Genomic DNA, 24,814 nt, shown 5'->3' with positions numbered 1-24,814 from the left:
CCCCCCCCCCCCCCCCCCCCCCCCCCCCCCCCCCCCCCCCCCCCCCCCCCCCGCGTCCGGGGGAGTGGGACCGTCATGGCCACCAACAGCCCCAGGGCGAGCGCGGCCAGGGCGATGACGGCGATCCCGAGGCCCGAACTCGTCTGGGACAGCAGCAGCATGGCGAGCGTCGAGAAGATCACGGTGCACGAACCGTAGGCGAGCTGTGCGGCGGTCGGACGAGGCATGGCAATCGTGTCCTCGGAAGCTGGTTGCCTGGATGTCGGGCGGTGCCATTGGACTCTATTCGCGTGCATGCCCGAACCGGACGCTTGGTAAGCGTGACCTAACCCACGGTGCCGGTGCACGGGGGGCGCACGGAGTCATGCGGTCCACCAAGTGGACATGCGCACGCGCCCGTTGGACGACCGGCGGGATGTTCGTAAAGCGAACGTAGCCTCCGCATAACGCACTTGTCCTGCTCAAGTCAAGGACTGTCTTTTCTTCTAAACCTCTAGTCAAATGTCGTCACTTGATTACAACGCGTTGATCGTGCGCGCGCGGATCCAACCAACATCGGGGTCCCCTGTCCGAGCGCGCGGCGCGGGGGAGGAACTCATCAAGTGACCAGCAGAACCTGGACGTTCAGGGCCACGGCTATCGGTGTGGCCCTTGCGGCGGCTTCCGCCACCTTCACGACCTTCGCGGTCGCGGAGGCCGGCACCGCCGCCCCGTCGGCCGCCGCGAACCGGCACGACCCGGCACCGGTGAAGCAGCAGGGCCACGACCTCGACGGCCCGATGAGCAAGACGCAGAAGGCCCAGCGTCAGGAAGCCCTGAACCAGCTCATATCGGGCAAGGTCAAGGCCAAGGACCGCAACGGCTCCAAGGTCGTCCAGCTCAAGAGCAAGAAGGGCGACAGCAAGTACGTCGAGCTGAGCCGCGAGAAGACCGACAAGATCTTCACCATCCTGGTGGAGTTCGGGGACCAGACGGACCCCAAGTTCGGTGGTTCCGCCGGCCCGAGGCACAACCAGATCGCCGCGCCGGACCGCAAGAAGGACAACTCCACGGCCTGGCAGAAGGACTACAACCAGAAGCACTACCAGGACCTCTACTTCGGCACCGGCAAGAAGACCGAGTCGCTGAAGAAGTACTACGAGAAGCAGTCCTCGGGCCGCTACTCGGTCTCCGGTGAGGTCACCGACTGGGTCAAGGTCCCGTACAACGAGGCCCGCTACGGCAACAACGCGTGCGGCCAGACCAACTGCCCGAGCGTGTGGAACGTCGTCAGCGACGGTCTGAAGGCGTGGGTCGCCCAGCAGAAGGCGGCCGGCAAGTCCGACGCCGACATCAAGGCGGACCTGGCCAAGTACGACCAGTGGGACCGCTACGACTACGACGGCGACGGCAACTTCAACGAGCCCGACGGCTACGTCGACCACTTCCAGATCGTGCACGCCGGTGAGGACGAGTCCGCCGGCGGCGGCGTCCAGGGCGCCGACGCGATCTGGGCCCACCGCTGGTACGCCTTCGGCACCGACGCCGGCGCCACCGGCCCGGCCGAGAACAAGCTGGGCGGCGCGCAGGTCGGCGACACCGGTGTCTGGGTCGGCGACTACACCATCCAGCCGGAGAACGGCGGCCTCGGCGTCTACGCCCACGAGTACGGTCACGACCTCGGTCTGCCGGACGAGTACGACACCGCGGGCGGCGACAACTCCACCGGCTTCTGGACCCTGATGTCCTCAGGTTCCTGGCTGGGCACCGGCAAGGAGGCCATCGGCGACCTGCCCGGCGACATGAACGCCTGGGACAAGCTGCAGCTGGGCTGGCTGAACTACGACTCCGCCAAGGCGGGTGTCTCCTCCTGGCACAAGCTGGGCGTCGCCGAGTACAACACCAAGTACCGCCAGGCGCTGGTCGTCACGCTGCCGAAGAAGGCCGTGAAGACCGAGATCGTCACCCCGGCGCAGGGTTCCGCCCAGTGGTGGAGCGGCAGCGGTGACAACCTCAAGAACACGCTGACCCGTTCGGTGGACCTCACCGGCAGGACGTCGGCCGCCCTCACCCTCGACGGCTGGTACGACATCGAGAAGGACTACGACTACCTCTACGCCGAGGTGTCGACCGACGGCGGCGCCAACTGGACCGCCCTGGACGGCACGGTGGACGGCCAGGCCATCCCGCGTGACGGCTCCGACAAGCCGGCCCTGACCGGTTCGGTCGACGGCTACAAGAAGCTCTCGTACCCGCTCGACGCCTACGCGGGCAAGAAGATCGACCTGCGCTTCCGCTACCAGAGCGACGGCGGTGTGGCCCTGAAGGGCTTCGCGGCCGACGAGATCACGGTGACGGCGGACGGCACGGCGCTCTTCTCCGACAACGCGGAGTCCGCGGACGCCGCTTGGACCGCGAACGGCTTCTCCCGCATCGGCGCGTCCTTCACCAAGGACTACGCGCAGTACTACCTCGCCGAGAACCGCCAGTACGTGTCGTACGACAAGACCCTCAAGGTCGGCCCGTACAACTTCGGCTTCTCCAGCCGTCCGGACTGGGTGGAGCACTACCCGTACCAGAACGGCCTGCTGATCTGGAAGTGGGACACCTCCCAGGCGGACAACAACACCAACGCCACCAACGGGCACCCGGGCACCGGTCTGATCCTGCCGATCGACGCGCACCCGAAGGCGCTGAAGTGGGCCGACGGCACGCTGCTGCGCAACCGCATGCAGGCCTACGACTCGCCGTTCAGCCTGGACGCCACGGACGGCTTCACGCTGCACAAGGCGGACAAGGCCACCAAGATCAAGTCGCAGAAGGGGGTGTCGGTCTTCAACGACCACACCAGCACCTACTACGACAAGGCGAACCCGACCGGGGGCGTCAAGGTCACTGACACCAACACCACCATCAAGATCATCAAGCAGGCCAAGGACGGTTCGACCCTCGAGCTCGAAGTCGGCCGCGCGGTGAAGTAGCGGATATTTCCGCAGGTCAGAAGCGTATCGGCGGTGACCCCCTGGCGGGTCGCCGCCGATCGTGTTTAGGTGCGTCCTGTGACTCGCTTATTGACACCGACCGGAACGGGGATGTGACCGCATGGCCGCAGGAGGCTTCTGCAAGCTGCCGAACGGCTCGGTGGTGGTGGCGCTCAACCTGCCCGGCCTCGGCCCCGCCGGGGGCTCGCCCGGGGTCCGGGTCCTGGTGCTCGCGCAGAACCGCGCCCGCGCCCTGACCCGGCTGCGCAACCTGGGCCTGCGCGCGATCTACCTGCGGGGCAACGCGGCGCCGCCGACGCCGGACGAGATCACGGCGGTCCTGCACCACCCGGACGGCCTGATATGGCGCACCGCGCCGGACAACGGTGTCATCGCCACCGAGCTGTGGCACCCGATCCGCGCCCTGCTGCGCGGATCGGCGGTGGCAGGACCCTAGGGGCGGCCGCGCGGATCGGGCCCGCTCGCGGGGGCCCGGCGCAGCGGAAGACCCTAGCCGCCGAGCACCGGCTTGCCGGTGAGCTCCACCCCGGCCTCGCGCAGCTCCTCCAGAGCCCGCTCGGTCGTCTCGGGGGCCACGCCGGCCGTCAGGTCCAGCAGGACCTGCGTCCGGAAGCCCTCCCGGGCCGCGTCCAGGGCGGTGGCGCGCACGCAGTGGTCCGTCGCTATGCCGACCACGTCGACCTCGTCGATGTGGCGGTCGCGCAGCCACTCGGCCAGCCCGGCCCCGTTCTCGTCGGTGCCCTCGAAGCCGCTGTACGCCGCCGAGTACGCGCCCTTGTCGAACACCGCGTCCACCGACCCGGACGCGACGGCCGGGGCGAAGTTCGGGTGGAAGCCGACGCCCTCCGTGCCCGCGACGCAGTGCGCCGGCCAGGAGCGGACGAAGTCGGGGTTGTCCGCGAAGTGCCCACCGGGTGCGATGTGGTGGTCACGGGTGGCGACCACGTGGCGGTATCCGGCGCCGCCCGCCTGGCCGATCAGCTCGGTGATGGCGGCGGCCACGTCGGCACCGCCGGCCACCGCGAGGCTGCCTCCCTCGCAGAAGTCGTTCTGCACGTCTACGACGATCAAGGCGCGGCGCATGCTGGCTGTCCTTCGACTGTGGGTTAAGTAACTGAGCCTAGAGACTTTCGGGCCTCCGCGGGAGGGGGCGTCGACGGGCGGACGGCGGACGCGCTTCAGTCGTCCGCGCGCCCCCGGACGTACTCGGTCGGCAGGACGGGTTCGCCGCGGGAGAGCTGGGTCGCGGACAGCGGCAGGTTGGCCCGTGCGGCGATGTGCCGTTCGCGGGGCGCGTCGAGCGGCTCGCGCGCCACCACCGTGCCGCCCTTGACCAGCGGCACCAGCAGCTGCCGGTCGGCCAGCGCGGCGGGCACGGGCCCGGTGCCGACGACCTCGGCCTCGGCCACCCCGTCCTCGTCCAGCCGCCGTGCCGCCCACTTGCGCCCGCCGACCGAGGACTTGCCCCCGCTGGACTTCTTGGCGACGGCCACCAGCGGCGACCGCGGGTCGGCGGACTCGGCGCGGGCGACCAGCTTGTAGACCATCGAGCAGGTCGGGTGCCCGGAGCCGGTCACGAGCTGGGTGCCGACGCCGTACGCGTCCACGGGCGCGGCGGCGAGCGAGGCGATGGCGTACTCGTCCAGGTCGGAGGTGACGACGATCTTCGTGCCGGTCGCGCCCAGCTCGTCGAGCTGCTGGCGGACCCGGTGGGCCACCAGCAGCAGGTCCCCGGAGTCGATGCGCACCGCGCCCAGCTCGGGCCCGGCCACCTCCACCGCCGTACGGACCGCCTCGGCGACGTCGTAGGTGTCCACCAGCAGCGTGGTCCCCCTGCCCAGGGAGTCCACCTGGGCCTGGAAGGCGTCCCGCTCCCGGTCGTGCAGCAGGGTGAAGGCGTGCGCGGAGGTGCCGACGGTGGGGATGCCGTACCGGAAGCCGGCCGCGAGGTCGGAGGTGGTGGCGAAGCCGCCGACGTAGGCGGCCCGGGAGGCCGCAACGGCGGCCAGCTCGTGGGTGCGGCGGGCGCCCATCTCGATCAGCGGGCGGTCGCCCGCCGCGGAGGCCATGCGGGAGGCGGCGGCCGCGATCGCGGAGTCGTGGTTGAGGATCGACAGGATCACGGTCTCCAGCAGCACGCACTCGGCGAAGGAGCCCTCGACCCGCATGATCGGGGAGCCGGGGAAGTACACCTCGCCCTCCGGGTAGCCCCAGACGTCACCGTCGAAGCGGTAGTCGGCGAGCCAGGCGCAGGTCTCCTCGTCGACGATCCCCCGCTCGCGCAGGAAGGTCAGCACGGGCTCGTCGAAGCGGAAGTTCTCCACCGCGTCCAGGACGCGCCCGGTGCCGGCCACCACGCCGTAGCGGCGCCCCTCCGGCAGCCGCCGGGTGAAGACCTCGAACACGCTGCGCCGCTCGGCCGTACCGCCCTTGAGGGCGGCCTGCAGCATCGTCAGCTCGTACTGGTCCGTGAAGAGTGCCGTCGACGGGACGTTCACCGGCAGCCCAAGGTCCGCTGTGTTCATGGCAAGCATGGTACCCCCATTTCGTCAGTGTGACGATTTCTGCGCCGCGTGGCAGCATGGCTGTGTGACGTCACCCGCGCCCGTAGAGATCGAACGCACCGAGTCGGCGGAGGAGGTCTTCGCCGTACCCGAGCCCGACGTCCCCTGGGTCACGATCGTCCACAACGACCCGGTCAACCTCATGAGCTATGTGACGTACGTCTTCCAGTCGTACTTCGGCTACACCAAGGACAAGGCCACCAAGCTCATGCTCGACGTCCACCACAAGGGCCGGGCGGTCGTCTCCAGCGGCAGTCGCGAGGAGATGGAACGCGACGTGCAGGCGATGCACGGCTACGGTCTGTGGGCCACCCTCCAGCAGGACCGGAAGTAGCGAACCCGTCAGATGCCCGGACACTTCGAACCGATCCCCGGTGGCGGCGCGGCCGTCGCCCTCGACGACGTCGAGATCTCCATCATCCGGTCGCTGGCCGTCCAGCTCCTCGAGCTGATCGGCCCCGGCCCCGGCGGTGACGCCCCCGACGACCCGCTGGCCGAGCTGTTCGCCGAGGGCCCGAGCGAGCCGCCCGCCGACCCCGTCCTCAGACGGCTCTTCCCGGACGCCTACGTCGACCCGGAGCAGGTGCCCGGCACCGCCGCCGAGGCCGAGGAGGCGCGGGCGCACTCCGCCGAGTTCCGCCGCTACACCGAGAACGACCTGCGGGCGGGCAAGCGGGAGAACGCGCTCACGGTCATCCGCACGCTGGACGCGCTGGCGCCGGTGGACGAGGGCGGCGCGATCCTCAAGCTGGCACCCGCGGAGTCCAGGTGCTGGCTCAGCGCCCTCAACGACCTGCGCCTGGCGATCGGTGCCCGGCTGGAGATCACCGACGAGGACGACACCGATCTGCTCTACCGGCTCCCGGACGAGGACCCGCGCAAGCCGATGGTGCTGGCGTACCTGTGGCTCGGCGGCCTCCAGGAGACGCTCGTCACGACCCTCATGCCGTAGCCGTCCGCCGTGGGCGCAGGCCGTAGACGTTCGCCGTAACGGTATGCCGTGAACATGACGGGATCACCCCTTTTGGGCGTCCGCTCAGCGGACGCTCAAATCCGGATAACGATCCCGTCACCGTTGCGGCCTGTTTTGCCGCATTCGGGCGCTCTTTGTCCGGTTCTTCCTGTGGCGTGTGCCACATTACGTCTCTGTGATCAGTATTGCGGCCGTGATAAATCTTCACGACCGCCCGGCGGAACACCACCCATGTTCGGCCGGGTGCGCCACCGAGCCGGCGACCGCCGGCCAGGCACGGGCGGGCTCGCGAAACCCGCCCAGCTCCATCAATCCGGGGGGATCGAAACCCGATCCGAGGCCGACGAATGGCCCGGGTCGGCATGGAGAAAGGCGCACCACACATGACCTCTGAGAAGGTCACCACTGCCCCTGAGGAGGGGTACGAGCGCGGGCTCGGCAGCCGTCAGGTCCAGATGATCGCCATCGGCGGCGCCGTCGGCGTCGGCCTGTTCCTGGGAGCCGGGGCGAACATCGCCAAGGCCGGCCCCAGCCTCATCCTGATGTACGCCCTCGCCGGCGTGATCATCTTCTTCATCATGCGGGCGCTCGGCGAGCTGCTGCTCTACCGCCCGGTCTCGGGTTCCTTCGCGGAGTACTCCCGGGAGTTCCTCGGCCCGTTCTTCGGTTACTTCACCGGCTGGACGTACTGGCTCATGTGGGTGGTCACCGGCATGGCCGAGCTGACGGCCGCCGCCATCTACGTGAACTACTGGTTCCCGGGCGTCCCCCAGTGGGTGACCGCGCTGGTCTTCCTGGTCGTCCTGTTCGTGGCCAACCTGATCTCGGTGAAGTTGTTCGGTGAGATCGAGTTCTGGTTCTCCATGGTCAAGGTCACCGCCCTGATCGGCATGATCGTGATCGGCCTCGGCGTGCTGACCTTCGGCTTCAGCGCCGCCGGCGACACGGCCCACGTGGCCAACCTCTGGCAGTTCGACGGCCTCTTCCCCAAGGGCATCGGCTCGTCCCTGATGACCCTGCAGGGCGTCATGTTCGCCTACCTCGCGGTCGAGCTGGTCGGCGTCACCGCCGGCGAGTCCGAGGACCCGGAGAAGACCCTCCCCAAGGCGATCAACACCCTGCCCTGGCGCATCGCGCTGTTCTACGTCGGTGCCCTCACCGTCATCCTGTGCGTGGTGAAGTGGACCGAGTTCGCGGCGGGCGTCAGCCCCTTCGTGAAGGCGTTCGCGGTGATCGGCATCCCGGCCGGCGCGGGCATCGTCAACTTCGTGGTGCTGACCGCGGCCCTGTCCTCCTGCAACTCCGGCATGTACTCCACGGGCCGCATGCTGCGCACCCTGGCCGACAACGGCGAGGCACCGCGCGTCTTCAGCCGGCTGTCCGCCTCCAAGACCCCCGCGCTCGGCATCACCGTCTCGGTCGCCTTCATGGCGATCGGCGTGGTCCTCAACTACATCGTGCCGGAGAAGGCGTTCGGCTACGTCACCTCCGTCGCCACCGCGGCCGGCATCTGGACCTGGCTCATGATCCTGATCAGCCACGTCCTCTACCGCCGCGCGGTCGTCGCGGGCCGGCTGCCGGCCTCCTCCTTCCCGGCGCCGGGCGGCGCGGTGTGCAGCTGGATCGCCATCGTGTTCCTGCTCTTCGTCACCGGTCTGATCGCGTACGACGCCGAGTCCCGCATCTGCCTCTACGTGATGGCCGGCTGGGCCGCCGCCCTCGGTATCGGCTGGGCGGTCCTGAAGGCCCGCAACCCGCAGGTCACCGAGCGCCGCTCGCCGGAGCTGGAGAAGGTGGGCTGACCACCGGCGCAGACCATCCCGGGACGTCCGGCCCCCGCGGGTACTCGTGGCACTCACGGTGGCCGCCGCTCAGGACGTCCGGCATGTGGGCCGTCCCGTACCACACCTCGGTACGGGACGGCCCACACGCTTATCCTGGCCACCATGCTGACCATCACCCAGGCACTCGTCGACGAAATCGTCGCGCACGCGCGCAAGGACCACCCCGACGAGGCGTGCGGCGTCGTCGCGGGCCCGGCCGGCTCGGACCGCCCCGAGCGCTTCGTCCCCATGCTGAACGCGGCCATGTCGCCGACCTTCTACGAGTTCGACTCGGGCGATCTGCTCAAGCTCTACCGGGAGCTGGACGACCGCGACGAGGAGCCGGTGGTGATCTACCACTCCCACACGGCGACCGAGGCCTACCCGTCCCGCACGGACATCTCCTACGCGAACGAGCCCGGCGCCCACTACGTCCTGGTCTCCACCGCGGACACCGACGGGCTCGGCGACTTCCAGTTCCGCTCCTTCCGGATCCTCGACGGCGAGGTCACCGAGGAGGAGGTCAAGGTCGTGGACGCGTACTGATCTCAGCCCTTGGCCGTGATCGGTCCGGCATGTGGGATCACATTCCAGAAGCCGGACCGGGAATCGATACGATGAGCCCATGGTTCTGAACGACGTGAGCGAGAAGACGCCGGGCATCCTGCTCGTGGCGCGGCTGCACGTCGACCTGTGCAGGCTGAACAGCGCCATCTGTTGACGTTCCCCCACCGCCGTACGGCCGCTGCCGCGGCGCTCTCCCGGTGCCCGAGGCCCGGGGAGACCCCCGGGCGCGCGCACACCGAATCGCCGAAACCTTCCCGACAGGAGCCCGCAACCATGGCCATCGAGGTCCGCATCCCCACCATCCTCCGCACCTACACGGACGGCCAGAAGGCGGTCGAAGGCGCCGGGGAGACCCTCGCCGACCTGTTCACCGACCTCGAGACCCGCCACACGGGCATCCAGGCCCGCATCGTGGACAACGGCCAGCTGCGCCGCTTCGTCAACGTGTACCTGAACGACGAGGACGTCCGCTTCGTCGACGGCATCGACACCAAGCTGTCCGACGGCGACACCGTGACGATCCTGCCGGCCGTGGCCGGCGGCATGGCCTGATCGGCCGCTGAGCGACGATGCGCTACGACTCCCCGCTGGCCGCGGTGGGCAACACCCCTCTGGTGCGCCTGCCGCGGCTGTCGCCGTCCGCCGACGTCCGGATCTGGGCCAAGCTGGAGGACCGCAACCCGACCGGCTCGGTGAAGGACCGCCCTGCCCTGCACATGATCGAGCAGGCGGAGAAGGACGGCCGCCTGACCCCGGGGTGCACGATCCTCGAACCCACCTCGGGCAACACCGGCATCTCCCTGGCCATGGCCGCCAAGCTCAAGGGCTACCGCATGGTGTGCGTGATGCCCGAGAACACCTCCCAGGAGCGCCGGGACCTGCTCGGCATGTGGGGTGCCGAGATCATCTCCTCCCCGGCCGCGGGCGGTTCCAACACCGCCGTGCGCGTCGCCAAGGAGCTGTCCGCCGAGCACCCCGACTGGGTGATGCTCTACCAGTACGGCAACCCGGACAACGCGGGCGCGCACTACGCGACGACCGGCCCGGAGATCCTCGCCGACCTCCCGTCCGTCACCCACTTCGTGGCGGGCCTCGGCACCACCGGCACCCTCATGGGCGTCGGCCGCTACCTGCGCGAGCACAAGCCGGACGTGCGGATCGTCGCCGCCGAACCGCGCTACGACGACCTGGTCTACGGCCTGCGCAACCTCGACGAGGGGTTCGTGCCGGAGCTGTACGACGCCTCCGTCCTCACCACCCGCTTCTCGGTCGGCTCCGCCGACGCGGTCACCCGCACCCGGGAACTCCTCCAGCAGGAGGGCATCTTCGCGGGCGTCTCGACCGGCGCCGCGCTGCACGCGGCGATCGGCGTCGGGCGCAAGGCCGTGAAGGCGGGGGAGTCCGCCGACATCGTCTTCGTCGTCGCCGACGGCGGCTGGAAGTACCTCTCCACCGGTGTCTACACGGCCGCCACCACCGAGGAGGCCATCGAGAGGCTCCACGGTCAGCTCTGGGCCTGAGGGGCGGCGGCCGGCTCGGGGCCTGAGGATCGGCCCGCTCCGGGCCTGAGGGCCGGCCGGCTCGGAGCCCGAGGCGCCGGCCCGGGGCCGTTCCCGCCGCCGCGGCCGGCCCGCATCAAGCCCGTGCCAGCCCCCTCCTATGAGGGGGCCAACCTCATCCTATGGAGGGGCAAAGAATTCCCTCCGGTACTGCCGGTGGCCCCGGGGGCGGGACTACGTTCCTCGCACCCTGTCATGTCACGCTCAGCGCGACAGGCGGGGCGTCTGTGAATGTCATGCTCATGACTCGCGGTTTCGCCGCCGCTACGCGCGTCACGGGCCTGCCCGACCCCTGCGAGAAACCCCACTTCCCCATGGAGGCAGTACCCCATGCGTGAGTCCCGCCCCAGCGGGCGGAGACGGAGTCTGCGAAGACTCGTCTCCATCGCCCTGCCCGCTCTCGCCCTCACCGTCGCCGGACTCGTCGCCGCCCCCACGGCCGGCGCCCAGGCCACGGCGGCACACCCCCACACCGGCAAGGCCACCCAGAACGCCAAGGCCCTGACCGACCCCCAGCGGCAGATCTTCCACCCCACCGGCAAGGCCGGCCAGAAGGTCCCCACGACCCACCTCTGCGCCACCGCCGCACCGGGGCACGCGTCCTGCTTCGCCCAGCGCCGCACCGACATCAAGCAGCGGCTCGCCTCGGCGCTCGCCGCCGCCGCGCCCTCCGGCCTCTCCCCGGCCAACCTGCACAGCGCCTACAACCTGCCCACCAGCGGTGGCAGCGGCCTGACGGTCGCCGTGGTCGACGCCTACAACGACCCCAACGCCGAGTCGGACCTGGCCACTTACCGCTCCACCTACGGCCTGTCCGCCTGCACCAAGGCCAACGGCTGCTTCAAGCAGGTCAGCCAGACCGGCTCGACCACCTCGCTGCCCACCAACGACACCGGCTGGGCGGGCGAGGAGGCGCTGGACCTCGACATGGTCAGCGCGGTCTGCCCGAACTGCAACATCGTCCTGGTCGAGGCGAACTCCGCGAACGACAGCGACCTCGGCATCGCCGAGAACGAGGCCGTCTCCCTCGGCGCCAAGGTCGTCTCCAACAGCTGGGGCGGCGGCGAGTCCTCCGCGCAGACCACCGAGGACACCCAGTACTTCAAGCACCCGGGCGTCGCCATCACCGTCTCCTCCGGTGACTCCGCCTACGGCGCCGAGTACCCGGCGACCTCCCAGTACGTGACCGCCGTCGGCGGCACCGCGCTCACCACCGCCTCCAACTCCCGCGGCTGGAGCGAGTCGGTGTGGCACACCAGCTCCACCGAGGGCACCGGCTCCGGCTGCTCGGCGTACGACCCGAAGCCGAGCTGGCAGACCGACACCAGCTGCTCCAAGCGCATGGAGGCCGACGTCTCCGCCGTCGCCGACCCGGCCACCGGTGTGGCGGTCTACGACACCTACGGCGGCTCCGGCTGGGCGGTCTACGGCGGCACCAGCGCCTCCGCCCCGATCGTCGCCGGCGTCTACGCCCTCGCGGGCACCCCGGGCTCCACCGACTACCCGGCGAAGTACCCCTACGCCCACACCGGCAACCTGTACGACGTGACCAGCGGCAGCAACGGCTCCTGCTCCACCTCGTACTTCTGCACCGCCGGCACCGGCTACGACGGCCCGACCGGCTGGGGCACCCCGAACGGCACCACCGCCTTCACCGCCGGCACCACCAGCGGCAACACGGTGACCGTCACCAACCCCGGCAGCCAGTCCACCACCACGGGCGGCTCGGCGAGCCTGCAGATCCACGCCACCGACAGCGCCGGCGCGGCCCTGACCTACAGCGCCTCCGGCCTGCCCACCGGCCTGTCCATCAACAGCTCCACCGGCCTGATCTCCGGTACGGCGTCCACCGCCGGCACCTACCAGGTCACCGTCACCGCCAAGGACTCCACCGGCGCCTCCGGCTCGACCTCCTTCACCTGGACGGTCGGCTCCTCCGGCGGCACCTGCTCCTCGGCGCAGCTGCTGGCCAACCCGGGCTTCGAGTCCGGCAGCACCGGCTGGACCTCCACCAGCGGCGTCATCACCAACGACACCGGTGAGGCGGCCCACGGCGGCTCCTACAAGGCGTGGATGGACGGCTACGGCTCCGCGCACACCGACACGCTCTCCCAGTCGGTGACCATCCCCTCCGGCTGCAAGGCCAGCTACACCTTCTACCTGCACATCGACACCGCCGAGTCCGGCAGCACCGCGTACGACAAGCTGACCGTCTCCGCCGGCTCGACCACCCTGGCGACGTACTCGAACGTCAACGCCGCCTCCGGGTACGCGCAGAAGACCTTCGACCTGTCCTCGTTCGCCGGTCAGACGGTTACCCTGAAGTTCAGCGGAGTGGAGGACTCCTCGCTCCAGACCAGCTTCGTCGTGGACGACACCGCCCTGACGACCAGCTGATCCGTACACGTACGACAACCGGTCCCGGCCGCGGGGGGCGCGCCCCCCGGGGGGGGGGGGGCGGGGCGGCGGCGGGGGTTGGGGCCCCCCCGCCCCCGGGGCGNCCCCCCCCCCCCCCCCCCCCCCCCCCCCCCCCCCCCCCCCCCCCCCCCCCCGCCACCGGTCTGTGCGTCGGAGGGTGAGGGAGCCCGCCCGTCGGAGGGGGTCCGTCGTCCGGTCCGCGGCCGTGTGGGATCCGCGGGCGCCCGTGGTACGTCACACCTGTGTCAGGGGGCCGGTCGGCCCGCCACGGCAGAAAGGCGGTACCCATGCGTCGCACGACGCCCGTCGCCATCGCGGCGGCAGCAGTCCTCCTCGCGGCCTGCGGCTCCCAGAGCGGCGGGGACAAAGGAGGCGCCGGCAGCGGCAAGGTGTCGCCGTCGGCGTCCGCGCCGTCCGCCGGGGGAGGGTGCGTCCCGCACGTGGAACTGACCGCCGGCGACGACGGCCGCACCGTCTGCGTGACGAAGGGCGGCGAGCTGCGGCTCACCCTGGACGGCACCCGGGCCCGGCCCTGGAAGCCCGTACGGACGAGCGGCAGCGCCCTGCGGGCGATCAACTCGGGCTTCGTCATCCAGCCGGGCGACGCCACGGCCGCCTACCAGGCGGTGGCCCCCGGCACGGCGAAGCTGACGTCCTCCCGGCCGCTGTGCGCCGAGCCCACGGCCCCCGGCCAGGTCTCGTGCAAGGGCATCCAGGAGTGGACGGTCACCGTGCGGGTGAAGTAGACGACGGCGGCTACCCCGCGAGGTGCCGCACCTGGTCCCACAGGACCGGGTCGACCACGCCCACCCGGCGGCGGAAGTCGGCGACCGCCACCTCGCGCAGCTCGTCGGTCTGCAGGAAGCTGGGCCGGCCGTGGGCGTCGCCGACCGCGCCCGGCGGCAGCGGGATCACACCCGCGCGCTCGTCGTGGTACTTGCTGGTGATCTTCGCGACCGTGGCCCGGTTGCCGCGCACGGCCAGCACCAGACAGGGCCGGTCCTTGGCCTCCGGGCGGTCCTCGTAAGGGACCTGCGCCCACCAGATGTCACCGGGGTTCGGACGGGTCGTCCGGGCCCCGGCCCGGCCGGCGGGCCGGCCGGAGGGACGACCGCCGGGGCGACCTGGCGGCCGCCGCCGGCCGGGCCCGCGGCCCCAGCCGTCGACGAGCGTGGCGACCACGGCGAGCAGCACCACCGCCGCGAGCGCCAGCCACCAGGACGTGTCCATAGGGACGACGTTACCGGCGCGCGCCCGTCAGCGCGCGCCCTCTGCAAGCTTCATGCGCCCACGGTCCAGCCGAACCGGTGACAGCGCAGGTGAGTTCGCCCACAACGGCCCCTGGCAGAGGAGCGACCCGCGCTTTCGCGCCTTACGCTCGACGAACCGCACAACTCCCTGCCTGCTCCCTGCCTTCTTCCTTTGCCGCCCCCGCTCCGCTCCTTCTCCGCCCCCTTCCGGTTCCCGCCCACCGGCTCCCCGCCAACGGAGGTTTCTGCTTCATGAAGCTCACCGTCGTCGGCTGCTCAGGGTCGTTCCCGTCCGCGGATTCGGCCTGCTCGAGCTACCTCGTCGAGGCCGACGGCTTCCGGCTGCTCCTCGACATGGGCAATGGCGCCCTCGGCGAGCTGCAGCGTCACTGCGGTCTCTACGACCTCGACGCGATCTTCCTCAGCCATCTGCACGCCGACCACTGCATCGACATGCTGGGGTACTTCGTCGCGCGCTACTACCGCCACGAGGGAGGCCGCTGCGAGCCCCTCCCCGTCTACGGCCCCGAGGGCACCGAGCACCGGCTGACCACGGCGTACGCCGACACCCCCTCCGCCTCGTCCATGAGCGAGGTCTTCGACTTCCACACGGTCAAGCCGTCCACGTTCGAGATCGGCCCGTTCACGGTGCACACCGAGCGGGTCCGCCATCCCGTGGAGGCGTACGCCATCCGCATCGAGCACGGCGGGAAGTCCCTGACGTACTCCGGCGACACGGGGGTCAGCGAGGTGCTGGACGAGCTGGCCCGCGACACGGACCTGTTCCTGTGCGAGGCGGCCTTCACGCACGGCAAGGAGAGCATCCCCGACCTCCACCTCAACGGTCGCGAGGCGGGCGAGTCGGCGGCCCGCGCGGGAGCCCGCCACCTGGTGCTGACCCACATCCCCCCGTGGACCGACCCGGCCGTCAACCTGGCGGACGCCCGCGAGGTCTTCGACGGCCCGGTGGACCTGGCCGCCCCGCGGGCGGTCTACGAGCTCTAGCCCGGCCGCGCAGGGCCTGGAACCGCACCACCTCCGGGCCTCCTCCGCCCGCCCGGAGCTCAGCCCGCGTCGGCGTCGGCCTCCAGTTCGCCCAACACCCGGCCGATCATCCCGAAGTCGTCCAGCACGCTCTGTCCGGCGCCACGCGCGACCGCCTTCCGGTACGCGGGCAGGACCGCCTCGTACTGACCGCCGGCCGGCGCCAGTGTTCGGAATTCGTGCTGCGGGTACGCCGAATTCCCCGGCCGGGGAACGGCCGGGGAATTCGGGGGCTCTCGGGATTTCGGGGCGGGCTACTTGGCCTCGGCCTTCTCCAGTTCGGCCAGTTCCTCGTCGGACTCGCGGCCCGGGGTGGGGAGGTTGAACTTGATGATGGCGAAGCGGAAGACCACGTAGTAGACGACGCCGAAGCACAGGCCCACCAGCGCCAGGCCCCACGGGTTGCTCGCGATGCCCAGGTTCAGGAACCAGTCGATCGCGCCGGCCGAGAAGCCGAAGCCGTCCCGCATGCCCAGCGACCAGGTCAGGGCCATCGAGATGCCGGTGAGGACCGCGTGGATGGCATAGAGGACCGGCGCGATGAACATGAAGGTGAACTCGATGGGCTCGGTGACGCCGGTGACGAAGGACGTCAGGGCGAGCGAGAACATCATGCCGCCGACGACCTTGCGGCGCTCCGGGCGGGCGCAGTGCACGATGGCGAGGCAGGCGGCCGGGAGGCCGAACATCATGATCGGGAAGAAGCCGGTCATGAACTGGCCCGCGGTCGGGTCCCCGGCCAGGAAGCGCGCGATGTCGCCGCTCTTGCCGTGGTAGTCGCCCGCCTGCAGCCAGGGGAAGGAGTTCAGCAGGTGGTGCATGCCGATCGGGATCAGCGCGCGGTTGGCCACACCGAAGATGCCGGCGCCGACGGCGCCCGAACCCACCAGCCACTCGCCGAAGTTGTGCAGACCGGTGCCGAGGACCGGCCAGATGTAGCCGAAGACGATGCCGATGACCAGGCCGGCGAGCGCCGACAGGATCGGCACCAGGCGGCGGCCGCCGAAGAAGCCGGCCCAGTCCGGCAGCTTGGTGCGGTAGAACCGCTGGTAGATCAGCGCGACGGCGAGGCCCATCACCACACCGCCGAGCACCTTGGCGTCCGCCGGGGCGTCGACCATGACGACCTTGCCGTCGACGGCCGTCGCGACCTTGGGCAGGTTCCTGTCGGTGAACGTACTGAGCACGTTCTTGAAGACCAGGTAGCCGACGACCGCGGCCAGTGCCGTCGAGCCGTCCGACTTCTTCGCGAAGCCGATCGCGATGCCCACCGCGAACAGCAGCGCCATGTTGTCGAGGATCGCGTTGCCGCCGGCCGCCATGAAGGAGGCGATCTTGGTCAGGAACGCGGGGAAGGAGGGGTCTCCCAGCATGTCCGTGTTGCCCAGGCGGACCAGGAGGGCGGCGGCGGGCAGCACGGCCACCGGCAGCATCAGGCTCCGGCCGATGCGCTGCAGCACAGCCATCACCCCGGGGCCCTTCTTCTTCTCGGCCGCGGGAGCGGCGCTGACCGTGGTCACAAGTTCCTCCTGAGGTACCCCCGGCCGGCGGCTGGGGGAGGGCAGGGCGCCGCCCGGGAACCATGAAGGGGACGGCAGCGTCTCTGGTCTACACCACTCAGTGGTGTAGACCTGTTGTAGCACGATGAAGGCCGTGTAAGGAACCCGCGGATCCGCTACGGCGGGATTACGGACAGTGCAGGTCGCGAGGGCCTCGGACCGCGGCCGCCGGGGCACGGCGAAGCCCCCCGGAGCGCGGGGTCCGAGGGGCGGAGTCGGGGTCGGGGCTCAGACCTTGGTGACGTCTTCGACGTCCTCCTCGGGCTCGCGGCCCGGGGTCCGCAGGTCGAACGTCGTGATCGCGAACCGGAAGACGACGTAGTACACGACGGCGAAGCACAGCCCGATCGGGATGATCGCCCACGGCTTCGTCGCCAGGTTCCAGTTGATGACGTAGTCGATCAGGCCCGCCGAGAAACTGAACCCGTCGTGCACCCCGAGCCCCCACGTCACCGCCATCGACACCCCGGTCAGCAGCGCGTGCACCACGTACAGCAGCGGCGCGATGAACAGGAACGAGTACTCCAGCGGCTCGGTGATGCCGGTCACGAACGACGTCAGCGCAACCGACAGCATCAGCCCGCCGACCTCCTTGCGGCGGCCGGGCCGGGCGCAGTGCGTCATGGCCAGCGCGGCGGCGGGCAGCGCGAACATCATGATCGGGAAGAACCCCGAGGTGAACTGACCCGCGTTCGGGTCGCCCGCCAGGAACATGTTGATGTCGCCGTGCACCGGCGGGCCGCCCGGCGGCGTGTAGGTCCCGAACTGGAACCAGATCGGCACGTTCAGGAACTGGTGCAGGCCCACCACCAGCAGCGCCCGGTTCGCGACGCCGAAGACACCCGCGCCCCAGGACCCCGCGTGCCGCAGCCACCCGCTGAAGCTCTCCAGCGCGTGGCCGATGGGCGGCCAGACCCACAGGCACAGCGCGGCGAAGACGATGGCGACGAACGCCATGATGATCGGCACCAGCCGCCGCCCGTTGAAGAAGCCCAGCCAGTCCACCAGGCGCGTGCGGTGGTAGCGGGCCCAGAAGAACGCCGCCAGCAGACCCATCACGATGCCGCCGAAGACCCCCGGGTTCTGGAAGGAGTACGGCGTCACCGAGCCCACCCCGGCGCCGACGCTCACCTGGCAGCCGATGTCCGGCAGCGCCTTGGAGCCGCCCGGGCACTGCTCGGGGAACTGGTGCAGCACGCCGTAGTAGACGAGGAAGCCGGCCACCGCCGCGAGCGCCGTCGAGCCGTCCGACTTCTTCGCCATGCCGATCGCGACGCCCACGCAGAACAGCAGCGGCAGGCCGAGGGAGCCGTCGAGCAGCGCGCCGCCCGCCCCCTTCATCACCTTCGACACGGCGTTCCAGCCCAGGCCCTGGTCGCCGAAGACGTCCGGCTGCCCCAGCCGGTTCAGGATGCCCGCGGCCGGCAGCACGGCGATCGGCAGCTGGAGACTGCGGCCCATCTTCTGCAGCCCCTGGAACAGCCGGTTCCACCGCTCCCGCGCCACACCGGTCGTACGGCCGGCGCTGCCTGCGCTCTCGGCGCTCATGGCGTCCTCCCGGCCGCTCGACTCGGGCGTGGTTTGGCGACCGTCCCCGCTGTGGTGTAGACCAGTTGCCCGGACGGTTCCGCTGTCGTGATCGCCATCATTCGGCACGCGCGGCATGACCGCTCGCGAAGATGGGCCAACTGTGGGTTACTGCGACAAAGCGGTTCGGATCAGGGAGAAAGAACATGGCCAGCAAGGCTGAGAAGATCGTCGCGGGTCTCGGTGGTATCGAGAACATCGAGGAGATCGAGGGCTGCATCACCCGGCTGCGCACCGAGGTGTCCGACCCCTCGCTGGTCGACGAAACCGCCCTGAAGGCCGCCGGCGCCCACGGCGTCGTCAAGATGGGCACCGCCATCCAGGTCGTCATCGGCACCGACGCCGACCCCATCGCCGCGGAGATCGAAGACATGATGTGACCCCCTAGGGGTTCACCTGTCACCTGTAAGGGGCTCCTCCCGCCGCGGGAGGAGCCCCTCGCGTCACTCCCGATAGGCTCGTGGCCATGTCTCGAATCGACGGCCGCACCCCCGAACAGCTCCGCCCGGTCACCATCGAACGCGGCTGGAGCAAGCACGCCGAGGGCTCCGTCCTCGTCTCCTTCGGCGACACCAAGGTCTTCTGCACCGCCTCGGTCACCGAAGGCGTCCCGCGCTGGCGCAAGGGCAGCGGCGAGGGCTGGGTCACCGCGGAGTACTCCATGCTGCCCCGCGCCACCAACACCCGCGGCGACCGCGAGTCCGTCAAGGGCAGGATCGGCGGCCGCACCCATGAGATCTCCCGCCTCATCGGCCGCTCACTGCGCGCCGTCATCGACTACAAGGCGCTCGGCGAGAACACCATCGTCCTCGACTGCGACGTCCTCCAGGCCGACGGCGGCACCCGCACCGCCGCCATCACCGGCGCCTACGTCGCCCTCGCCGACGCCGTCGCCTGGGCCCAGGGCAAGAAGCTGATCAAGGCCGGCCGCCAGCCGCTGACCGGCACCGTCAGCGCCGTCTCCGTCGGCATCGTCGGCGGGGTGCCCCTCCTCGACCTCTGCTACGAGGAGGACGTGCGCGCCGAGACCGACATGAACGTCGTCTGCACCGGCGACGGCCGCTTCGTCGAGGTCCAGGGCACCGCCGAGGCCGAGCCCTTCGCCCGCGAGGAACTCGACGCCCTGCTCGACCTCGCCGTCACCGGCTGCACCGAACTGGCCGTGATCCAGCGCGCCGCACTGGCCGCCACCCGCGAAAAGTAAAGCCCGCCCCAAAACCCCGGGTGCGCGAGGGCAACCCCCGCACCCTCCCCGGCGTCCCTATGGATACGGGCGCACGGCCACTGCCGTGCGCCCGGCCAGCCGTACAAGGGGAGGGAACACCACCATGGCCGTCAGCCGACGCCGAGGCCGACTCACCGCCGTCGCCACCGTCATGGCGACCGCCGCGCTCACCATGGGCCTCACCACCGGCTGCGACGCCGTGAACAAGGCCCTCGACTGCGTGCAGACCGCCGACTCCATCGCCGACGGCGTCACCGACCTCCAGCAGGCCGTGGAGAACGCGGCGGACGACCCCGCCCAGGCCGACGCCTCCCTCGACTCCATAGAGAAGAACCTGCGCAAGATCGGCGACAAGACCGACGACGCCGACGTCAACAAGGCGGTCGACCACCTCGACCAGGCCGTGCGGAACGTCCGCACGGCCATCAAGAACGGCGACCACACCCCCGACGTCAGCCCCGTCACCGACGCGGCGGGCGAACTCACCAAGGTCTGCACCTCGTAACGGCGGACCCGCGCGGGCGGGGGGACGGCTCAGCGCTCTCCCTGCCGGCGCCGCTCCCGGTCCAGCTCCCGCTCCAGCGTCCGCTCCTCATGCCGCGCCCGGTGCAGCTCGTGCCGCGACTCCTTGTGCTCCAGGCGCTCCTGACGGCGCGTCTCCTTCAGCCGCTGCCGCTCCGCCCGGGTGACCTTGCGCTCCACACCGACCCCGCCCCAGAAGGCGAACCCGCTGATGACCACCCGCGGCGCCCCCGGCTCGGGCCGCCCGTCACCGTCCGGATGGTCGAAGCCGCCCATGACCCCGATCCCGCGCACGACGACCTCGACCCCCGGCGGCACGATCACCTGCACCCCGCCCATGATCGCCACACAGTTGATCTCGACCTCGCGGTCCGCGAAGTCCGCCTCCCGCAGGTCGATCTCGCCGCCGCCCCAGAGCGCGAAACACCGGAACCGCCTGGGCACCGTCCAGCGGCCCTTGCGCTGGAACCCGGACAGGACCGCGACCCCGCTCGCGGACGACCCCTCGCCGCCGACGATCCGGCCCGCCCAACTCCCCTCCGGCACCGGCTCCTTCGTGAACGACACGGGACGCGGCGCCACCGCGCCGCTCGCCGGCAGATCACGCGTGATCGGCGTCAACTCGGCGTACGTACGCGCCTTGTACGTCGCCTCCAGACGCTCCTCGAACTCTTCCATGTCCAGGCGTCCGTCGGCGAGGGCGTCCCGCAGGACCTCGCTGACCCGCTCGCGGTCGGCATCTGATGCGCGGAGATCCGGGACTGCGTCGTCGGTCATGGCAGAAGCCTACGAGACCGCCTTCTCCGCGTACATCTTCGCGATGACGGCCTCGATGTCCGGTTCCCGCACCGACAGATCCACCAGCGGATACTCGGCCGCCAGGTACGCCACCAGCGGCGCCGCCGACTGCCCCGCCGGGAACGCCAGCCACTGCCGCGGCCCCTCCACCCGCACCACCCGGCAGGACGGCGCCTCGATCGGCGGCACCTCCCGCTCCAGGTCCACCACCAGCGTCCGCTCGCCCTCCCCGGCCTCGTGCAGCCCCGCGAGCGCGCCGTCGTACACCAGCCGCCCGTGGTCGATCACCATCACCCGCGAGCACAACTGCTCGATGTCCTGGAGATCGTGCGTCGTCAGCAGCACCGTCGTCCCCAGGCCCGCGTTCAGCTCCTTCAGGAAGCCCCGCACCTTGGCCTTCGACACGACGTCCAGACCGATCGTCGGCTCGTCCAGGTACAGCACCTCCGGATCGTGCAACAACGCCGCCGCGATGTCCCCACGCATCCGCTGCCCCAGCGACAACTGCCGCACCGGCACCTCCAACAGGGCGCCCAACTCCAGCAGTTCCACACACCGGTCGAGATTCTCCCGGTAACGGGCGTCCGGGATCCGGTACATGCGGTGCGCCAGCCGGTAGGAGTCGATCAGCGGCAGGTCCCACCACAGCGTCGTCCGCTGCCCGAAAACCACCCCTATCCGGCGCGCCAGCCGCGTCCGCTCCCGCGACGGATCGATCCCCGCCACCCGCAGCCGCCCCGCGCTCGGCGTCAGGATGCCCGTCAGCATCTTGATCGTCGTCGACTTCCCGGCACCGTTCGGGCCGATGTAGCCGACCATCTCGCCCCGCGCCACGGTGAACGAGATCGAGTCCACCGCCCGCACCTGCCGCCGCTCCCGCTTCATGAACCCGGTCCTCTTGCGCACGTCGAAGACCTTCTCGACCCGGTCCACCTCGATGAACGCGTCCACCACTAACTCCCTGTACTCCGATACGACCGAAGGCCCGTCCGCCACGCCAGCCCCGCCGCCGCGCAGCACACCACCGCAACCAGCGGCGGCGCGAACGCCGCCCACTGAGGCACACCGCCCAGCGGATACGGCCGCCCCAGCACATAGGCCGCCGGCACCCAGTTGACGAAGGCCAGCGGCAGCATGAAGGTCACCCCCCGCACCAACTCCTTGCCGAACACGGTCGGCGGGTACTGCAACAGCGTCTGACCGCCGTACGTGAACGCGTTCTGCACCTCGGAGGCGTCCTGCGCCACGAACTGGAACGCCGCCCCCACCACGAACACCGCGGAGAAGATCATCCCGCCGCACACCAGCATCCCCGGCACCATCAGCACCTTCACCGGCGTCCAGGCGATGTCGGACGCGACCAGCGCGTACCCCAGCACCAGCGCCCCCTGCGTGACCCGCGCGACCCGGCGCAACGCGAACCGGTCGGCGGCCACCTGCGCCAGCACCGGCGCGGGCCGCACCAGCAGGGTGTCCAGCGTGCCGTCCCGCACCCGGGTGCCGAGCCGGCCCGCCGACCCGATCGCCAGGTCCGCGATCCCGAACGAGGTCGCCGACAGCCCGTACAGGAACGCCACCTCGGCCAGCGAGTAACCGCCGAGGACGTCGACCCGCGAGAACATCAGCAGGATCGAGACGAAGTCCAGTCCGGTCACCAGCACCCCACCGCACACGGCCATCGCGAACGACGCCCGGTAGGCCAGCGTGGACCGCATCCACATCCCGGCGATCAGCCGGTACGCGCGCAGCCCCTCCGTCACGGCGTCGCGCTCACCCACCCTGGACCACCACCCGCCGGGCCGCCGCCGTCTGCAGCAGCCGCCCGGCCGCCAGCAGCACCACCGCCCACACCGCCTGGAACGCGAAGGCGGGCAACGGGTCCGCCTGCCCCATCAGCACATCCGCCGGCACCTGCACCTGCGCCGCCCACGGCAACACCCGGACCACCTCGCCGAGCGTCCCGGGGAACGCGTTCAGCGGCAGCGTCATCCCCGAACAGAAGATGCCGGTGATCATGAGCGCCTGGAGCGCCCCCGTGCCGTCCATCAACCAGAACCCGGTCAGCGCCACCAGGTAGCGGATCCCGAAGCTGACGATCATCGCCAGGGCCACGGCCACCACGAACGCCAGCCACGTCCCCACGTCGTGCGGCAGCGCCGTCGGGAAGACCAGCGCCCCGAAGGTGAACGGGATCACACCACGGCCGAGCAGCTGGAACACCGCCCGGCCCAAGTCGTTCGCCAGCCACCACACTTGCAGATCCGCCGGCCGGTACAGATCGATCGCGACCTCACCCGTACGGATGCGTTCCATGAACTCCGTCTCGAAGCCGCCGCCCTGGATCGCCAAGGTCGCGTACAGCGCCTGCCCCAGCCACACGAACGTCACCGCCTGCGCCTGGTCATAGCCTCCGAGGTGCGGTTTCTCGTCCCACAGCGCCAGATAGGTGTAGACGAGAATCAGCCCGAACACCGTATTGGTGAAGACCCCTGCCGCAGTGGCGGCCCGATACGTCGCGTACCGTCTGAATCCCCCCGCCGCGACGGCCACGTACAACCGTCCCGCGCCCACGTCAGTCGACCTCCCTGGACACCTCGACACCGAAGCGCAGGAGCCTAGTCCGGAGGCACGGCGACCGGCCACGCATTTTCGTCCCCGATGCGTGCCGCGATCCTGGAACGGAACGCCAGGTGCGAGAGTCTTCAAACAGGGGGCGCAGAAGGCGTACGAGGCGTACGGGAAACGTACGACGCGAAACAGGAGTCCGTGCACGAGATGAGCGACGAGCCGCAGCCGCAGCAGCAGGACAAGGGCGGGGCGCCAGACACACCGCTGCCGGCTGAAGGGCCCGGAGAACCGGTGGGTTCCACCGACGCGAGCGCAGCGTCCGCCGAGGGGGCGGCAGGCGCGGCCGGGGCGACCCCGGCGACCCCGGAAGGCGGTTCGCCCCGCGACCCGTCGGTCCCGGCCGCCCGCACCGGCCGCCTCGACCAGGTGCGCCGCGCGGCCCAGGCGGGCCGCGCCGTCCCGGCACCCCGCACGACGGGGCAGACCGCGCCGACGGCACCGACGGCACCGACGGCCAAGAACGACACCTCCGGCGGCTCCGGGACCACCACGTCCCCGGAGCACCCGGGCCGCCCCCGCACCACCGGCGGCACCCAGGCCCCCGACGGCTCACAGCCCCAGGTGGGCCCCCAGCGAACCGGCGAGAAGCAGGTGGACGGGGACAGCCGACGGTCCGGCCAGGGACAGTCGTCCGGTGCGACCGCGGGGGCGGGAGCGGCGGCGGGGCGGGCGCAGGTGTCCGGCGAGGGCGAAGCGTCCGGTGACGCGGAGGCCGCCGGTGGGGCGCAGGCGCCCGGGAAGCCGCGGCGGCCCGCTCAGGGACAGCGGCCCACCGATGCTCAGCGGTCCGGTGCGGCGCGGGGAGACGACGGGCCGCGGCGGCCCGACTCCGCTCAGGCCACCGGCAAGGGCGCCCCGTCCGCCGAGAAGTCCGGGTCGGGCGGGTCCGCCGAGAGCACGCAGGTGCTCCGGCGGGTCGAGAAGTCCCCGGTGGGGCGGTCCGGCGAGCCGGGTGCCGCCGCACCGGCGGCGGGCGAAGGACAGGCGCCCGAGACCACCCAGATCCTCCGTCGGGTCAAGGCTCCCCAGCAGGGCGAGCCGGCCGGGCCGAGGCAGACGCCCAAGTCGTCGCCCTCGGACTCCTCGGCACCCTCATCCCCTTCGAACCCCGCGTCCCGTACGTCCCAGGGGTTCGGTGCGTCCGGCGTGGCCGGTGCCGGCCGGACGGCCGGAACCGGAGCGGGAGCCGGTGCCGGTGCCGGTGCCGGTGCCGCAGCCAAAGCCGCCGGTGCCGCAGCCGCAGCCGGTGCCGCGGCCGGGCAGGCCGGCGCGGCCGCCCGGGCGGCCCAGGCCCCCGCGGCGGCGCACCCCTCCGC

General features: G+C 70.9%; 25 protein-coding genes and 1 pseudogene. 16 read left to right on the top strand and 10 right to left on the bottom strand.

Going from position 1 to position 24,814, the window contains the following annotated elements; translation table 11 throughout:
- The coding region (locus V7E45_RS33240; protein WP_333777961.1) for a hypothetical protein at positions 1-227 on the bottom strand (227 nt) is incomplete at its 3' end.
- A gap of 375 nt (positions 228-602) precedes the next feature.
- On the opposite strand from V7E45_RS33240, the gene V7E45_RS33235 reads away from it, so the two are divergent.
- Both V7E45_RS33235 and V7E45_RS33230 read left to right on the top strand, forming a co-directional pair.
- The gene (locus V7E45_RS33235) at positions 603-2,960 is read left to right on the top strand and encodes an immune inhibitor A domain-containing protein (RefSeq protein ID WP_333777960.1); all 2,358 of its coding nucleotides are present in this window, start codon (positions 603-605) and stop codon (positions 2,958-2,960) included.
- Positions 2,961-3,081: 121 nt separating this feature from the next.
- Complete coding sequence (locus tag V7E45_RS33230; RefSeq protein ID WP_333777959.1) at positions 3,082-3,417, top strand: hypothetical protein; 336 nt, start codon at positions 3,082-3,084, stop codon at positions 3,415-3,417.
- A 53-nt stretch (positions 3,418-3,470) separates the two neighbouring features.
- Here V7E45_RS33230 and V7E45_RS33225 read toward each other — a convergent pair whose 3' ends face one another.
- Entirely contained in the window at positions 3,471-4,064 is a 594-nt protein-coding gene (locus V7E45_RS33225) for a nicotinamidase (RefSeq protein WP_333777958.1), read from the bottom strand.
- 95 nt (positions 4,065-4,159) lie between these two features.
- On the bottom strand, positions 4,160-5,506 hold the full coding sequence (locus V7E45_RS33220) for a nicotinate phosphoribosyltransferase (protein ID WP_333777957.1): 1,347 nt from the start codon (positions 5,504-5,506) through the stop codon (positions 4,160-4,162).
- Positions 5,507-5,513: 7 nt separating this feature from the next.
- Between V7E45_RS33220 and clpS the strand changes: the two genes are divergently transcribed.
- From clpS to V7E45_RS33175, 9 genes are all read left to right on the top strand, one after another.
- Positions 5,514-5,879, top strand: a complete 366-nt coding sequence (clpS, locus tag V7E45_RS33215; protein ID WP_333777956.1) for an ATP-dependent Clp protease adapter ClpS — start codon at positions 5,514-5,516, stop codon at positions 5,877-5,879.
- A 12-nt stretch (positions 5,880-5,891) separates the two neighbouring features.
- Complete coding sequence (locus V7E45_RS33210; protein ID WP_333777955.1) at positions 5,892-6,497, top strand: DUF2017 domain-containing protein; 606 nt, start codon at positions 5,892-5,894, stop codon at positions 6,495-6,497.
- 404 nt (positions 6,498-6,901) lie between these two features.
- Entirely contained in the window at positions 6,902-8,320 is a 1,419-nt protein-coding gene (locus tag V7E45_RS33205) for an amino acid permease (protein ID WP_333777954.1), read from the top strand.
- Between the two features lie 144 nt (positions 8,321-8,464).
- Entirely contained in the window at positions 8,465-8,887 is a 423-nt protein-coding gene (locus V7E45_RS33200) for a M67 family metallopeptidase (protein WP_333777953.1), read from the top strand.
- A 79-nt stretch (positions 8,888-8,966) separates the two neighbouring features.
- A complete protein-coding gene (locus V7E45_RS33195; RefSeq protein WP_020940333.1) occupies positions 8,967-9,062 on the top strand; it encodes a putative leader peptide in 96 nt (31 codons plus the stop codon).
- 119 nt (positions 9,063-9,181) lie between these two features.
- Positions 9,182-9,460, top strand: a complete 279-nt coding sequence (locus V7E45_RS33190) for a MoaD/ThiS family protein (protein ID WP_333777952.1) — start codon at positions 9,182-9,184, stop codon at positions 9,458-9,460.
- Between the two features lie 17 nt (positions 9,461-9,477).
- On the top strand, positions 9,478-10,428 hold the full coding sequence (locus V7E45_RS33185; protein ID WP_333777951.1) for a PLP-dependent cysteine synthase family protein: 951 nt from the start codon (positions 9,478-9,480) through the stop codon (positions 10,426-10,428).
- Between the two features lie 369 nt (positions 10,429-10,797).
- Positions 10,798-12,864 carry a putative Ig domain-containing protein gene (locus tag V7E45_RS33180; RefSeq protein WP_333777950.1) on the top strand — a complete coding sequence of 689 codons (2,067 nt, stop codon included), beginning with the start codon at positions 10,798-10,800 and terminating at the stop codon, positions 12,862-12,864.
- Between the two features lie 308 nt (positions 12,865-13,172).
- Entirely contained in the window at positions 13,173-13,631 is a 459-nt protein-coding gene (locus V7E45_RS33175) for a hypothetical protein (protein WP_333777949.1), read from the top strand.
- 10 nt (positions 13,632-13,641) lie between these two features.
- Here V7E45_RS33175 and V7E45_RS33170 read toward each other — a convergent pair whose 3' ends face one another.
- Entirely contained in the window at positions 13,642-14,115 is a 474-nt protein-coding gene (locus V7E45_RS33170) for a type II toxin-antitoxin system PemK/MazF family toxin (RefSeq protein WP_333777948.1), read from the bottom strand.
- A gap of 272 nt (positions 14,116-14,387) precedes the next feature.
- Here V7E45_RS33170 and V7E45_RS33165 point away from each other — a divergent pair, with 272 nt between their 5' ends.
- Positions 14,388-15,140, top strand: a complete 753-nt coding sequence (locus V7E45_RS33165) for an MBL fold metallo-hydrolase (protein WP_333777947.1) — start codon at positions 14,388-14,390, stop codon at positions 15,138-15,140.
- Positions 15,141-15,433: 293 nt separating this feature from the next.
- Here V7E45_RS33165 and V7E45_RS33160 read toward each other — a convergent pair whose 3' ends face one another.
- Both V7E45_RS33160 and V7E45_RS33155 read right to left on the bottom strand, forming a co-directional pair.
- A complete protein-coding gene (locus tag V7E45_RS33160; RefSeq protein WP_333777946.1) occupies positions 15,434-16,699 on the bottom strand; it encodes a PTS transporter subunit EIIC in 1,266 nt (421 codons plus the stop codon).
- A 267-nt stretch (positions 16,700-16,966) separates the two neighbouring features.
- Positions 16,967-18,286 carry a PTS transporter subunit EIIC gene (locus V7E45_RS33155; RefSeq protein WP_333777945.1) on the bottom strand — a complete coding sequence of 440 codons (1,320 nt, stop codon included), beginning with the start codon at positions 18,284-18,286 and terminating at the stop codon, positions 16,967-16,969.
- A gap of 185 nt (positions 18,287-18,471) precedes the next feature.
- Between V7E45_RS33155 and V7E45_RS33150 the strand changes: the two genes are divergently transcribed.
- From V7E45_RS33150 to V7E45_RS33140, 3 genes are all read left to right on the top strand, one after another.
- A complete protein-coding gene (locus V7E45_RS33150) occupies positions 18,472-18,705 on the top strand; it encodes a PTS glucose/sucrose transporter subunit IIB (protein ID WP_333777944.1) in 234 nt (77 codons plus the stop codon).
- A gap of 86 nt (positions 18,706-18,791) precedes the next feature.
- Positions 18,792-19,529, top strand: coding sequence for a ribonuclease PH (rph, locus tag V7E45_RS33145; RefSeq protein ID WP_333777943.1), 738 nt, complete (start codon positions 18,792-18,794; stop codon positions 19,527-19,529).
- A 124-nt stretch (positions 19,530-19,653) separates the two neighbouring features.
- Positions 19,654-20,055 (top strand): hypothetical protein, encoded by a 402-nt coding sequence (locus V7E45_RS33140; protein ID WP_333777942.1) that lies wholly within the window; start codon positions 19,654-19,656, stop codon positions 20,053-20,055.
- A 29-nt stretch (positions 20,056-20,084) separates the two neighbouring features.
- On the opposite strand, the gene V7E45_RS33135 is transcribed toward V7E45_RS33140, so the two are convergent.
- From V7E45_RS33135 to V7E45_RS33120, 4 genes are read right to left on the bottom strand one after another with little or no spacing between them, the layout of a single operon-like run.
- Positions 20,085-20,849 (bottom strand): DUF1707 SHOCT-like domain-containing protein, encoded by a 765-nt coding sequence (locus V7E45_RS33135; protein ID WP_333777941.1) that lies wholly within the window; start codon positions 20,847-20,849, stop codon positions 20,085-20,087.
- Between the two features lie 9 nt (positions 20,850-20,858).
- Positions 20,859-21,824, bottom strand: coding sequence for an ABC transporter ATP-binding protein (locus tag V7E45_RS33130; protein ID WP_333777940.1), 966 nt, complete (start codon positions 21,822-21,824; stop codon positions 20,859-20,861).
- The gene (locus V7E45_RS33125) at positions 21,824-22,591 is read right to left on the bottom strand and encodes an ABC transporter permease (RefSeq protein ID WP_443056317.1); all 768 of its coding nucleotides are present in this window, start codon (positions 22,589-22,591) and stop codon (positions 21,824-21,826) included. The genes V7E45_RS33130 and V7E45_RS33125 overlap by 1 nt, the downstream gene beginning before the upstream one ends.
- A 49-nt stretch (positions 22,592-22,640) precedes the next feature.
- A complete protein-coding gene (locus tag V7E45_RS33120) occupies positions 22,641-23,441 on the bottom strand; it encodes an ABC transporter permease (protein ID WP_333777938.1) in 801 nt (266 codons plus the stop codon).
- A gap of 204 nt (positions 23,442-23,645) precedes the next feature.
- On the opposite strand from V7E45_RS33120, the pseudogene V7E45_RS33115 reads away from it, so the two are divergent.
- Positions 23,646-24,814: pseudogene (locus V7E45_RS33115) on the top strand (hypothetical protein); the annotation flags it as partial.

This window comes from Streptomyces sp. IBSBF 3136 (assembly GCF_036815105.1).
GTDB lineage: Bacteria > Actinomycetota > Actinomycetes > Streptomycetales > Streptomycetaceae > Streptomyces.
This window is presented reverse-complemented; position numbering and strand designations above follow the sequence as displayed.